The organism is Cupriavidus sp. GW822-FHT03E04, from assembly GCF_058801495.1.
In genome coordinates, this window is sequence record NZ_JBXANI010000017.1 from 1 (window position 1) to 12,665 (window position 12,665).

Annotated in this window: 12 protein-coding genes and 1 tRNA gene; 4 read left to right on the plus strand and 9 right to left on the minus strand. The window is 63.0% G+C overall.

Features of this window, described 5'->3' with window-relative positions; genetic code table 11:
* Both AC1RQC_RS24085 and AC1RQC_RS24090 read right to left on the minus strand, forming a co-directional pair.
* Positions 1-223 (minus strand): hypothetical protein (locus AC1RQC_RS24085; RefSeq protein WP_492884835.1); only part of this gene is annotated, 223 nt, incomplete at its 3' end.
* Between the two features lie 5 nt (positions 224-228).
* Entirely contained in the window at positions 229-2,289 is a 2,061-nt protein-coding gene (locus AC1RQC_RS24090) for a hypothetical protein (protein ID WP_492884837.1), read from the minus strand.
* Positions 2,290-2,583: 294 nt separating this feature from the next.
* Here AC1RQC_RS24090 and AC1RQC_RS24095 point away from each other — a divergent pair, with 294 nt between their 5' ends.
* Together AC1RQC_RS24095 and AC1RQC_RS24100 are read left to right on the plus strand one after the other, a co-directional pair.
* Positions 2,584-2,784 carry a DUF6566 family protein gene (locus AC1RQC_RS24095; protein WP_492371160.1) on the plus strand — a complete coding sequence of 67 codons (201 nt, stop codon included), beginning with the start codon at positions 2,584-2,586 and terminating at the stop codon, positions 2,782-2,784.
* Between the two features lie 142 nt (positions 2,785-2,926).
* A tRNA-Met gene (locus AC1RQC_RS24100) sits at positions 2,927-3,002 on the plus strand.
* A 65-nt stretch (positions 3,003-3,067) separates the two neighbouring features.
* On the opposite strand, the gene AC1RQC_RS24105 is transcribed toward AC1RQC_RS24100, so the two are convergent.
* From AC1RQC_RS24105 to AC1RQC_RS24130, 6 genes are all read right to left on the minus strand, one after another.
* Positions 3,068-3,253, minus strand: a complete 186-nt coding sequence (locus tag AC1RQC_RS24105) for a hypothetical protein (RefSeq protein WP_492371161.1) — start codon at positions 3,251-3,253, stop codon at positions 3,068-3,070.
* A gap of 244 nt (positions 3,254-3,497) precedes the next feature.
* Positions 3,498-4,823 carry a CsgG/HfaB family protein gene (locus AC1RQC_RS24110; RefSeq protein ID WP_492826757.1) on the minus strand — a complete coding sequence of 442 codons (1,326 nt, stop codon included), beginning with the start codon at positions 4,821-4,823 and terminating at the stop codon, positions 3,498-3,500.
* Between the two features lie 37 nt (positions 4,824-4,860).
* Positions 4,861-5,535: a hypothetical protein gene (locus tag AC1RQC_RS24115; RefSeq protein ID WP_441631495.1), complete on the minus strand. Its 675-nt coding sequence runs from the start codon at positions 5,533-5,535 to the stop codon at positions 4,861-4,863.
* An 80-nt stretch (positions 5,536-5,615) separates the two neighbouring features.
* Positions 5,616-6,689, minus strand: coding sequence for a hypothetical protein (locus AC1RQC_RS24120; protein ID WP_441631497.1), 1,074 nt, complete (start codon positions 6,687-6,689; stop codon positions 5,616-5,618).
* Positions 6,680-7,840 (minus strand): hypothetical protein, encoded by a 1,161-nt coding sequence (locus AC1RQC_RS24125; RefSeq protein WP_492371163.1) that lies wholly within the window; start codon positions 7,838-7,840, stop codon positions 6,680-6,682. The genes AC1RQC_RS24120 and AC1RQC_RS24125 overlap by 10 nt, the downstream gene beginning before the upstream one ends.
* Before the next feature lie 312 nt (positions 7,841-8,152).
* Positions 8,153-8,803: a TetR/AcrR family transcriptional regulator gene (locus AC1RQC_RS24130; protein WP_492371164.1), complete on the minus strand. Its 651-nt coding sequence runs from the start codon at positions 8,801-8,803 to the stop codon at positions 8,153-8,155.
* A gap of 192 nt (positions 8,804-8,995) precedes the next feature.
* Here AC1RQC_RS24130 and AC1RQC_RS24135 point away from each other — a divergent pair, with 192 nt between their 5' ends.
* Together AC1RQC_RS24135 and AC1RQC_RS24140 are read left to right on the plus strand one after the other, a co-directional pair.
* Entirely contained in the window at positions 8,996-10,567 is a 1,572-nt protein-coding gene (locus AC1RQC_RS24135; RefSeq protein WP_492884839.1) for a flavin-containing monooxygenase, read from the plus strand.
* 53 nt (positions 10,568-10,620) lie between these two features.
* Positions 10,621-11,559 (plus strand): alpha/beta fold hydrolase, encoded by a 939-nt coding sequence (locus AC1RQC_RS24140; protein WP_492811858.1) that lies wholly within the window; start codon positions 10,621-10,623, stop codon positions 11,557-11,559.
* Between the two features lie 41 nt (positions 11,560-11,600).
* Here the strand turns inward: AC1RQC_RS24140 and AC1RQC_RS24145 are convergent, their stop codons facing one another.
* Positions 11,601-12,578: a tripartite tricarboxylate transporter substrate binding protein gene (locus AC1RQC_RS24145; protein WP_492371167.1), complete on the minus strand. Its 978-nt coding sequence runs from the start codon at positions 12,576-12,578 to the stop codon at positions 11,601-11,603.
* Between the last annotated feature and the right edge of the window lie 87 nt (positions 12,579-12,665).

Consider the following 12,665-nt stretch of genomic DNA (forward strand, 5'->3'; position numbering starts at 1 on the left):
GGTAATCGCCAGGCTCTCCCTTGAAACCCCTCAGTACGAAAGTACTGGGGGGTTTTGCTTTTGCGCGATCGAAAGTGTGACGGAAAGTGCGACGGAAATCGCGATGAATTGCCGAGATGGAGATATCCAGATCATTCCAGATCATTCGTGATGAAAAAGGCCGGCAAGCGCCGGCCTTTTTCCATGCGTAATCGCCGCTGACCATTGTCAGCGGCGATAGCATCTCAGTTACCGCACCGTACCAACAATACGCACGAACTTCTGCGTGTCGTCCGCGCTCGTGGATCGGATTTCGACAGTGCGCTGGTCGCCCGCCAGGCCGAATGCCGGGAATACCGCGGTGTTGCAGGGCGTCAGCTGCGCGCTCGATGCCGAATTGGTTGCACTGACCGTATCGCTGCGAGCGGACCGCGCGACAGGCAATCCCTGAATCAGCACGCGCTCTGGCAGTGGCAGCGCACTCTGCAGGGAGCCAAACGCCAGGGCGCGGTCGACCGTCTCCGCGTTTTGCGTCCAGCTGATCTGCGTGCCGGACTGCGCCGCAGTTTTGCTGCCCCCCGTGGTGACAAAGTCCAGGCTGCCTTCGTCGATGCTGTTCCAGGTCTGCCGCGCCAGTACCGACGGCGTGAGCACGCTGCCCGACGTAGTCACGTAGAACGTATCGTCAGCCGCTGCCAGGCTGGTTTTGTAGCTGGAGTTGAGGTTGCGGTTCCACACCTCGAACTTGTAGCGGCCATAGGCCGGAAGGCTCTCGATGGCGGAGTCCGACAGGGCTGCAGGCAGGTACGTGTTGCCGCCGGTGGATAGCCCGCCCCACTTTACTGCCTGGTTGCTATCGATTGCCGTGGCCGCCAGGACCACGGTGCTGCTCGATTGCCCGCTGTCGCCGATGATCTGGTTGGGCATCACAGGATCGTCTGTGGCGTAGGTCAGCGATCCGGCCAGATTTTGTACCACCAGATTGCTGTAGCTGCCGCAAACGCGAGAGCGCGAGAGGATAATGCCCACAGCCGGCAATCCCGGGCCCGTCACCCGTACCAGTTGCACATTCATACCTGCGCCCCGGGCGGGGTTGAACAGAAAACGCAGCGAACTCTCATAGCGCGATACGATCCCCTGCGCCGATAGCGGATTTAACTCAGTGACCTTGCTGATTCGCCGCGTGACCGCAGCTTCGTAGCTGCGCTGGTTGCCCGTCAACTGCCAGCCGGCGGGCGCACGGTTGGTGACAATGCGTGTGATGTGGTCGGTGGATTTGTCGGCGCGAACGAAGGGCAGGCGTACCAGCGCGGTTGCCTGGTTCTGGGCATTGGTCGAATTGAACAGGACAACTGGCGCCTCGAACTTCGCGCCCTTCATGTCGCTCGCTGCCAGCAGGGTGAACATGTCGTCGCGAGCGGTATAGCTGTTGTTCAGGTAATCGCTCGAGAATGCGGTGCTGCAAGCGCCAAGCACGCTGGTGCCATCCGCGCGGGCCGTGGGATCCAGCGCAAAACAAGCCTGCAGGGCAGCACGGATGCCTTCAAACGTCGCGGCATTGGTTTTGACTTCAGGCTTGGGCAACGCGGGCGGAGGCGATGTCAGCGAGTCCGCTGTCAGGATGACTTCGTGTGCGGCATTGTTGCCGGCGATCACGGAGCCGGTACTTGTCAGCTTTGCGCCACTCGTTGTCAGCGTGACCCGGATGACGTCGAGAACGCTATCGGCACCTTCCCCCTGTTTGCTGAGTGGCGTGGAAATCGGATCAAACGCGGCGGGGTCCAGTCCCGCATCGCTCGTGACATTGGCAAGCACGGAGCGCAGCAAGCTGACGAATTGCTGCACCTGGGCGCTGCTTGCTTTGCTGCCAAGCACCGACGGCTTCGTCAGGTCCAGGGGGTTGCCACCAACCAAGAGCGCAGCAACGGCAGTCGTCAGTGGCGTGACATTGACGGTTGCAGAGCCATTTGTTGGCTTGGTCGCCAGCACCGAGACATAGGTCAGCTGGTCGCCGCCGCTGCTGCCCGTTGCGACAACCGCAAACGGTGCACGGAAGGCGGTGACATCGAATTCAAAATGGCCACTGCCATCTGCCGTGTTGCTGCCCACGACTTTTCCGTCAGCGTCATAGACGGTGACCAGGGCATTGGCCATAAAGGCGCCGCTGGCTGCCGTGCCTTGCAGCGTTACCTTGGCAGCCTGGCTCGCCGGGGTCGTCGCCGTGCCGCCGTCTCCACCTCCGCCACACGCGCTCAATACGGCAAGCGTGATCGCTGCCACTGCGGGCGTCAGCAGGGTGCGGCGATTCATCCCCGACCTGGATTTCCCTCTAATACTCATTGGATTTTCCTTTCCTTATTATCTGTAGATACAGCGGGTTTTCGAGTCCCTGACCACGCTGCGCATGCAGATTACAGGAAGAGACGTCGAAGGCACCCCCCCCGGCGGTGGGGTGATTCGGCAATTTTGCAAAAAATGACAATTGGCATTTCGTGTCGGGGATACGCCGGTGCTGATGTGAATGAAAAACCCTGCGCGTGCTAGGATCCAGCGAGATTTCGACGAGAAGCATGCAGGGGAGCCAGGACACCGATGGAAAGCGGCATGACAGAGTACAAAGGGTACGTAGTCCACGTCTTCTGCAAGACGATCAAGGACGGTTTGCACATCGCGTCATGCGCGATCTGGGAGGACGGGGCGGTAGTGCAGGATTCCAAATCCATCGGCCGCAATCACGCCACCGCAGCCGACGCAAAAATCGCGGCTTACGAGTGGGCGAAGCAGTGGATAGATGGAAATAGCTGAGTGGCGCTGGCGCGGCTGCGTGCACTCGCGAGCGTACATGGAGCGGCCGCCGCCGCACGCCAAAAAGAATGGGCGCTAGCACTTTTCAGTTCTTTTTGTATTAAGGCTATCCAGATGCCGCCAATCCGCGTATATTCTCATTCGCGGGGTGGAGCAGTTGGCAGCTCGTCGGGCTCATAACCCGAAGGTCGCAGGTTCAAGTCCTGCCCCCGCAACCAAATTCCAAAAGCCCGTCCGGTTCAAGCCGCACGGGCTTTTTGCATTGTCGCCTTGCCGTTGTGCGCTAGGCGAAATCACCCGGCGGGTCGTCCGGGATGGTCCACTTGATCGGCTTTTCTTCAGTGGCCGGTGGCGGCTTCTGCGATCGCGAAAGGGGTTGGGGCGCAATCTGAGACAGGAGTTGAGCGGACGATACATTGACGGTTTCCTCATCGCCGTCTTCTGACCAATACCTGAGCGTCACTGACATGTTCCTCTCCGGTAAGTGACTCAAAGAACCCCAACTGCCAGTCGCGCAGGAGGGGGCCAACTCTTACCTTAGGACCATTTCGCGTGCTTGCCTGTCGTCAATGGCGATGGCGATGGCGATGGCATGCGCAGGCGGCGCCCAGAATGGACAAAGCCGCACGCCAGGATGGCGTGCGGCTTTGTAGTGCGAGCCGTTCTTCAGCCCGGCTGGCGCTAAGGCTTCAACAGATCACCCGATCACCCGATCACCAGTTCGAGTCGCTCTTGGGCGGGCCCAGGGACTCTTCCTTGCGCGGTGCTGCCTTCTTCTTGGGCTTGGTATCAGCCGCCGGCGCAGGCGGAATTTCCGCGCGCAACTGCAGGGAGCCAGCTGGAACATCGTCAAGCTTTACCTTGACGTCTTCCAGATGCCCGTACGACAAGGAGGGCGTGACCCGGTCCACCACCACGGTGCAGCATTCCTGCTCGGTACGTCCGAGCGAGCGGCCGGTCTGCGGATCGCGCAGCTCGTTGCCCAGCATGACGACCTGATAGGCTGTGCCGCTGCTCACCGACTGGCCACCCTGGCTCAGCACCACGTTGTGGCCATCGCGGGAGGCTACGCTGACCGGGTAGAGGCGCACCAGGATGTCGGCTACCACCTTGGAGACGACGGCGCCTTCCATGGCTTCCACGCGCTCGCCTGCCGCGCGGCCGGCGTCGCCCTTGGCGGTATTGCTGAACAGGACTTCGCTGGTGGTCACGTTGACGAACTTCTGCGAGACCGACCAGTGCCCTGGCACGCTGCCCTCGCCATCTGCATTGGCGCGGCGTCCCGGCTCGAAGGCATTGACGCGGCCAAACCAGATCAGGTCCGCGCCGAGTCCCTGGCCGAGCTTGGCGAACTGGTCCGCCGAGGTCTGGCCGTTCGAGATGCGATCCATTTCGTCACCGAGCTCCGGCGCAACATCGCGCTCCAGCACGGTGAAGCGTCCGCTCTGCGTCAGCGCGTCCATAATGCGCTGGCGCAGCTCGGCGGCGATGCGCACGGTGTCGCCGCCGGCGCGGCTGTCCACGCGCAGCGGGGCGATGGCGATGCGCAGCTTGCCTTGGTCCGCCGGCGCCTTGTACTTGGCCACATTGGCTTCGATGGTGGCCTTGATCATGCGCTCGGTCAGGCCGGGCTCGCTGATCTCGATCACCTTGAAGTTGCTGATGGCGCCACGGCTGCTCTGGCTCACCAGCTCCGCGAAGCCGGCCGAGCTCAGCGTGAGCGGATCGCGTCCCACGGCCAGGCCCAGCACCGACTTGAACTGCGTCGACGACTGCTCGATGGTCATGCCATTGACCTGCATGACGGCCTGGCGCAGTGCCTGGTCGATGGCTTCGGCCGGCGTATGGCCAAGACCGGTGGTGGTGACCCGCACCTTTTCGACCTGGCCCACGTCGGGTGCGCCACTGCCGCTTGCCGCCGGCGCGGAAGCGCCGGCGGATGCGGCGGCAGGTGGCGGCTCTGCGTCACGGCCTTTGCAGCCAGCCACCGACACCGTCAATGCGAGGCCGCAGACGGCCAGCGCACGATGCCATTTCATGGGGAGTGTTCCGCTCTGGTTCACGATGGCAACAGGCTTAGAACTTGGCCGAGAGTGCCGCAGTGGCATCCTTCGGCACGGGGATTTCGTTGCTCTTCGCGTAGGCCGTGGCAGCCTGCAGCGTGCTGCCCAGGCGGGTCACGTGGCCCGGTGCTTCGCTAGCGATGTAGGTGCCCGTCGACAGCTTGTTGGTCAGCGTCAGCTTTTCCATCACCGATGCGCTGGTGAGTTGCGACTGTGCGGCATCCTTGAAGGCGATCAGGCTGGGACGCAGGCCCACATAGCGCAGCACGCCCAGGCCAAGGTGCTTCATGCCTTCGACGTACGATTGCTTGCCGGCGGCGTCGATCTTGGTGTTCGAGTCTTTCAGCTTGGCTTCGATGGCGGCCGAGGCTTCGCTCTGCAGCTTGTCGGAGTCTTCCAGGTTGCCCTTGGTGGCGCCGTCGGTCAACGCGTCAGCCGTTGCCTTTGCCTTGGCCGACAGTTCCTTCAGGCCAACCGCGTCCGCCAGGTGGGACTGGGCCACCAGCACTTCGCGGCCGGCAGCGACGTAGGCCTTGGACAACTGATCTTGCGCGCCGCTTGCGTCGGCGGTGGCGCCGCTGCTGGACGAGGACGAACCACCCGTCAGGCTGCCCAGCGAAGGCAGGGCGTGGGCCTGGCCAGCGGCCAGCAGGGACAGTGCAGCGATCGAGATGACTTTCTTCAACATGTTTGTTCTCCAGGGAAAGCAAAGGGGTAGGAAGGCCGGCCCTACGGCACCGTGACGCGCTTGCGCCGGCCTGGGAGCAATTAGCGGACCTTGGCGTTGTTCAGTTGCGCCGCCAGTTCGCGTGCCGCAGAATCGGCCGCGCGCTTGAGCGCGTTGGTCTGTGCCACGCTGGCGTCCGGGCCGGTGCCGGCGTACTGGACCGGGCCGACCGACGACACCGTGCGCGGGAAACGCGTGGTCACGTCAAGCAGCTTGGCCGTTACCGTCACGTACACGCGGGTCAGGCCGGTGACCGGGTCGCTGTCCTGCATGCCGATGTCGAGCGTGCCGAGCGCCAGGTAAGGGACCTGGGCGGTCTGCAGGCCCAGCACGGCCTCTCGCATGGTGGCGGGTTGCAGGTCGTTGCCGCTCTTGTAGTCGTTTTCCAGCGCGCTGATGCGCAGGTGCCCACCCGAGGAGGGCTCGACATAGGCGGCTTCCACCACCTGGAAGCCCGACTGCGCGAACACGCCGGTGAACACCGAGTTCAGGTTGCCCGACGGCACCAGGCGCCAGCTCACGTCATCCGCTTTGCGGGTGCGGCTGCCGCCAGTTTCGACGGAGACGGAGGCATTGGCCGAATAGCTGTTGCGGGTCGACTTCTCGTTGACGTTTTCTTTCATGTCCGCGCGCTTGTAGACGCGCGTATCGAAGGACTTGACGGAGTCCTGCTGGCGCGCCACGAACAGGAAGGTCAGCGGGGATTTCTGCGCGTCCGAGGCGGTGGCCACAGCCGCGCCGCCCTTGACCGCGTTGCGCAGCTTGGCGACGTTGATGTCGACGCGGACCACCACCGAATACTGGCTGGCGTCCTTCTTGTCTTCCTCGCTGATGATGGTCGCGCCCAGCACGAACTTGTCGAGGTTGGCCGCGACCTTGTCGCGGATGCTGTCGAAATTCTCGGCTTGCGACTCACCGCTCTCGGCGTAGTAGCGCTCGATGGCGTTGACCTGCGCGGTCTTGAAGGCGCGGTCCTTGTCCTCGGCGCTGGCCTTGCTCGAGAACACCGAGCTGTCGTACTTCACGTTTGCCATGCCCTTGGATGACACCACCTGTGCCGACGCCAGGCTGCACGCGAACAAAAACAGCCAACAGAGCTGACGGATTACTTGCATGACTTGACCACTCCTCTTGTGACATCTACTTGTTTACCAACGTTATCGCCCGACGATGCCGCAGCCAGCCAGTCGCTGTCCTGGCCGCCCAGCGAACTGGACAGCTTGGTGAACAGGCCTCGCAGGGAATCCGCGTATGCCGGGAAATCGTCGATCTCTGATTGCGTGACGGGGACGGCTTTCACTTCGCCGTTCTTGAAATCGGCGTCGAGGTACTGCTTGCCGGACATCGGCTCGCCCAGCTTGACGTGGCTGTACACCGCGTAGATGTAGCTGGTGCCGGCCGCGGAGCTGCCGTACTCGACCCGCTTGAAGCCCTTCAGGTCCACCTGGATGGTGTAGTCGGGCTCAGGCAGCTTGAGGTTGAAGACCTCGCCGTCGGCAAAGCGCATCGCCATCGCATTGCCAATGGCATAGCCTTTGGTGAACGGCAGGATCGGTACGCCAGCCTTATCCAGCAGGGCTTCGCCGAACATGTCGGCGAGCCAGCCTTCGGCCACGCCAGAGCCCGACTTCAGGCCTTCGGGCAACTGGGCCAGCGCTTCGGGCGCCACGTTGACTTGCGACACTTGCAGGTAGCGGGTGCCCGACGACGGCAGCTTCGCGCCCGACAGGACCTGAGCGTAACGATCGAACAGGCCCGGCTTGTCGCCGCCGAGCAGCAGGCGCTTGACGCGGTCGCGCTTCTCACGCTCGCTGGGCTGATGGTCGAGCACGTCGAGGTAGGTCACGTTGATCGGGTAGGCGCGCAGCACCGTCATGGCCTTGAAGTCGAACACCAGGGCTTGGCCACGCACGTTGGCCAGCACTTTGTACAGGCGGCCGAAGCGCTCGGACGAGATAGTCTCGCTGGTTACCACCAGTGCGGTGGCGAGAGCCTGGTCGCTATTCTTCAGGCTGGCCATGCCGTCGCTGGACAGCGTGAAATTGGCGGGCGGGCGCGCGGCCAGGGACCGGCTGATGGCCTTGTTCGGCGCGCTGCCGGAGGCGGTCAGCTCGGCCTCGACCTGTCGCGTAACCGGGAAGCGGGCCGCGATCTGCTGAGCGTCGCCGGCATAGGCAAAGCCAGCAAAGGCGACGCTGTCGGCAGCGGCTGCCTGGGTCGCCGCGAGGGCAGTAAACAGCAAAACGACAAGTCGGAAAGCTTGCATGGGCAGAGTCAAAAATGAAGGGAGGGCAGCGAGAGATGCAAGGTGCCGCGCATTCAAGCGAACGCGCTGGCCTATGAACATTGGCGGGTATTCGGAAATGTCTTAGGACTCAATCCGAAATGTCTTAGGACTCGCGCGCTCGCAAGGCCGGGATTCTACTGTAGAAAAACAGCAAAAATGACTTTAGTGGCTTTTTTTAGAAAAATTGAGAATTGCCTTATTGACTTCTGTGTGCCTTTAATGGCATGCCATGCTGGCGTTGGCAATTAGAGGGCGGTGGAGAATTGCCTCTCAAGGTCGCGGCGCGCTGCGTCAGCCTTCGCTTGGCTGGATATTCAGCAAGCCGGTGCCGGCCTGCGTGAGGAATGGCGAGAACAGGCTCATGACCTGCGACGCGCCCCAATTGATGTGTTCGCGCTTGATGGCATCGATGCCATGGCGTGACCGCAGGTAGTCGATCCAGTAGGTCGATACGATCCACGTGTTGACGACTAACTGGTCAAGTTGCTCGGGCGTGGCGCGCAGCAATCCTTGCGCTTGCATGGCGCCGAACACCCGACGGACATGGTGCTGTCCGTCGTTGGCCAGCGCTTCGGTGCGCAACCTCAGCGTTGGCGCCAGGCCGCGGATGGACGCCGCATCGCGATAGAAGAAGCGCCACTCCCACATCAGGTTGAACCAGCCGCTCAGGTAGCCCGCGAAACGGTTGGGGGCATCGCCTTGTGCCAGATCCGCAACCGAGGTGTCGCGCAGCGCCCTCTCGAAGTTGTCGAACAGGGCATCGAGGATCTGTTCCTTGCGGTGAAAGTGATAGTAGAGATTCCCTTCCTGTATGCCGACAGCCGAGGCGATCTCCGCGGTGGTTACGACGACTGGCCCGCGCTCGTTGAACAGGCTCAGGCAAGCGTCAAGGATGCGCTCGCGCGTTTTGGGGCGCCGGGCTGGCGCGATTTGCACCGTCATGGCTGGTAACTCCCTGCATATTCCGTTATCTGCATGTTTGCACGACAGATGGTTAGGGGTAAGCCCTAGTTTTGGCAATCTCGGTTGATTAATTAGGGTGAACACCCTAGTCTAGTCTGAATACAGCACGGATGCACCGTGAGAATTCGACGCGACAAGCGCCGGCTCGGTTTGGCCAACAGGAGACGATCAATGCTTTCAGGCAATGCGAAGCACCCGCATCCCGACGTTCACGACGGCACAGCGGTGCCGGAGCGCCAGGACGAGCAGGCGCCGGGGCAGGCCGCGGCGCAGCACATCGATGTGCTGGTAGTCGGGGCGGGGCTTTCCGGCATCTGCGCTGGCTACCATCTGCAGACCAGTTGCCCGGGCAAGACTTACGCGATCCTGGAAGGGCGCGACGCCATCGGCGGGACATGGGACCTGTTTCGCTACCCCGGCGTACGGTCCGATTCGGACATGTACACCCTGGGCTTCAGCTTTCGCCCATGGCGAAGCGAAAAATCCATTGCCGATGGTGACTCGATCCTCGAATACATCCGCGGCACGGCGAAGGAATTCGGCATCGAGCGGCACATCCGCTTTGGCCATCGCGTATCGCGTGCGTCGTGGTCGTCCGAGACCGCAAGGTGGACGGTCGATGCCACGGTAGGCCCGCAAGGCACGCCTGCCCGTTTTACCTGCAGTTTTCTCTACCTGTGCAGCGGCTACTACGACTATGCGGACGGCTATATGCCCGGGTGGCCGGGCATGGAGCGCTTCAATGGCCGTATGGTGCACCCCCAGCACTGGCCGGCGGACCTGGCGTACGACGGCAAGCGGGTGGTCGTGATCGGCAGCGGCGCCACGGCCGTCACGCTGCTGCCGGCGATGGCCGAGCGGGCGGCCCACGTGACCATGCTGCAGCGCTCGCCAACGTACATCGTGGCGCGCCCGTCCAGCGACGCTGTCTCCGCATGGTTGCAGCGGCGGCTGCCGGCGTCCATGGCGCATCGGGCCACGCGCTGGAAGAACGTGCTCCTGGGCATGTATTTCTACAATCTCTCGCGCAAGAAGCCGGACCTGGTCAAGAGCAAGATCCTCAAGGGGGTGCGCGCGCAACTTGGTCCGGACTACGATATCGACAAGCATTTCACGCCGTCTTACAAGCCATGGGATCAGCGGCTCTGCCTGGTGCCCGACTCGGATCTGTTCAAGTCCATCCGCTCAGGCAAGGCTTCGGTGGTCACAGACCAGATCGAGTCGTTCACCGAGACTGGCCTGCTGCTGCGCTCCGGCGAGCGGCTCGACGCGGATGTCATCATCACGGCTACCGGGCTTCAGTTGAAGGTGGCCGGGGGGATGAAGATCGAGGTGGACGGCACCCCGATGAACCCGGCGCAGGCCTTCATGTACAAGGGCATGATGTATAGCGACATGCCGAACCTGGCGGTAGCCATGGGCTATGTCAACGCTTCCTGGACGCTGAAGGCCGAGCTCTCGTCGACCTACGTGTGCCGCCTGATCAATCATATGGACGCGAAGGGCCATGCCTGGTGCGCGCCGCGCCGCACAGATCCGGCATCCGATGAGGAGCCTTCGCTCTCGCTGAGCTCCGGCTATGTCCAGCGGGCCAGCAACATCTTGCCCAAGCAGGGCTCCAGGCGGCCGTGGAAGGTGCATCAAAACTACCTGTTCGACCTGATGGCCCTGAAGTTCGGCAAGGTGGAAGACAGCGAGATGGCCTTCGGCCGCGCGGGCACGGCTGCCTCGGTGGATGGCTAATGGATAATGCTTGAACGTCAAGGTTGAATTTCAAGGGTGAAGGTACATACACAATGACCATATTGATTGCCTGCGTCGCCGTGGGCGCCGTCGTTCTGCTTGGGTTGGTGGCATTCTCCGGCCTGATTGCGCGCAAGGTGGAAAATGCGCTGCCGCCCAAGGGGAAGTTCATCGAGATCGATGGCGCCCGCCTCCATTACATCGACAAGGGCGAGGGCCCGGCCATCGTGATGGTTCACGGGCTGGGGGGGCAGACCGGCAATTTTTCCTACGCACTGCTTGAAAAACTGACCGGCCGGTTCCGTGTGATCCTGGTCGACCGGCCCGGCTCGGGCCATTCGACCCGGCCATCGGCGATGTCGGCCCGCCTGAGCGTGCAGAGCACCGTCGTGGCCAAGTTCATCCGTGCGCTAGACCTGCAGAATCCGCTGTTGGTCGGGCACTCCCTGGGTGGCGCGGTGGCGCTTGGCGTCGCGCTCGATCATCCCGGCACGGTCGGCGGACTGGCGTTGATTGCACCGCTGACGCATCCGGTGGAGGGCGTGCCGCCCATGTTCCGTACGCTGTCGATTTCCTCAGCCACCATGCGCCGTGTGATCGCGTGGACGTGGGCGATCCCACGATCTATCTTGCGCGGCAAGACCATGGTTGAACTGGTCTTCAGCCCCGACCGGCCGCCGCAGGATTTCGGCACCGTAGGCGGCGGCCTTCTCAGCCTGAGGCCGCGCAGCTTCTATGCCACATCGACGGATATGGTCAGCGTGGAGGAGGACCTGCCATCCATGGCGCAGCGCTATGCCTCGCTGGCCTTGCCGATCAGCATCCTGTACGGGACCGGGGATGCCGTGCTCGACTGGCAGGCGCAGGGCAAGGCGATGAAGGACAAGCTGCCGGCGCTGGATCTCGAACTTGTCCCTGGCGGCCATATGTTGCCGGTCACATTTCCCGACCAGACCGCGGCCTGGCTCACGGCGGCTGCCGCGCGGCTCTGACGCGGCACCGACGGGGCGCACGGCAGTCGCCGCGCTGCCGGTCAAGCGTCGATGGTGAATCCGATCTCCTTGATGAACTCGCCCCAGCGCAGGTAGTCCGCCTTGACCTGCGCGGCGAAGGCGGGCGGCGTGATGGCCTGCGGCGGCAGCACGCCGACCGCGAACAGCCGCTTGTGATAGGCCGGGTCGGCGAGCACCTTCTGGATCGCCGCCGAGACCGCGCCAACCACGTCCGCCGGCATGGCCTTGGGGCCGAACAGCGCGAAGTAGCCGCTCAATTGCTCCATGCCCGGAAACCCCAGTTCACGGAACGAGGCGACGCCCGGCGCCATGTCGGAGCGTTCGGGCGTGGTGATGGCCAGCGCCTTGGTCTTGCCCGACTGATAGAGCGGCACGGCGGTGGTCAGCCCGTCGATCATTACCGGCACCACGCCACCCACCAGGTCTTGCGTGGCAGGAGCCGAACCCTTGTACAACACCGGCTCGAGCCGGCTGCCAGATAGCTTGTTCAGCAGCAGCGGGCCAAAGTGCGACGATGTGCCCGGACCATACGAGGCCGAATGCAGCGGCGACTTCGCGCTCTTGGAGTAGGTGATCATCTCCGCCAGCGTGGAGAAGGGCGCGTTCCTGGTGGCGACCAGTAGGACGGGTGCCCGTGCGGCTTCGGCCAGCGCGGTCAGGTCGGTGAGCGGGTCGTAGGGAACCTTGTTGATATGGGCACCCGAAGTGGCCGAGGAGCCGAGCGTCATCAGCAGCGTGTGGCCGTCCGGCTTGGCGCGGATCACGTCGAGCGTCGCGGGAATCGTCGCGCCGCCCGGCTTGTTCTCGACCACGACCGATTGGCCAAGGGCCTTGCCAAGGAAGTCCGCGAACAGCCGCGCGACCACATCGGTGCCGCCGCCAGCAGGGTAGGCCACGACCAGGCGCAGCGGGCGGCTTGGCCAGCCATTGGCAAAGGCGGGGGCTGCGCCGAGCGCGGCGGCTGCAACCGCGGTGGTAAGGAAATGACGACGATCCATGCTTTTGTCTCCTGGCGGTGATGCACATTCATGTGCTCTTTAGTGCGCAAGGAAGATACTCATGGAAGAGGGGATGGTCATGGAATC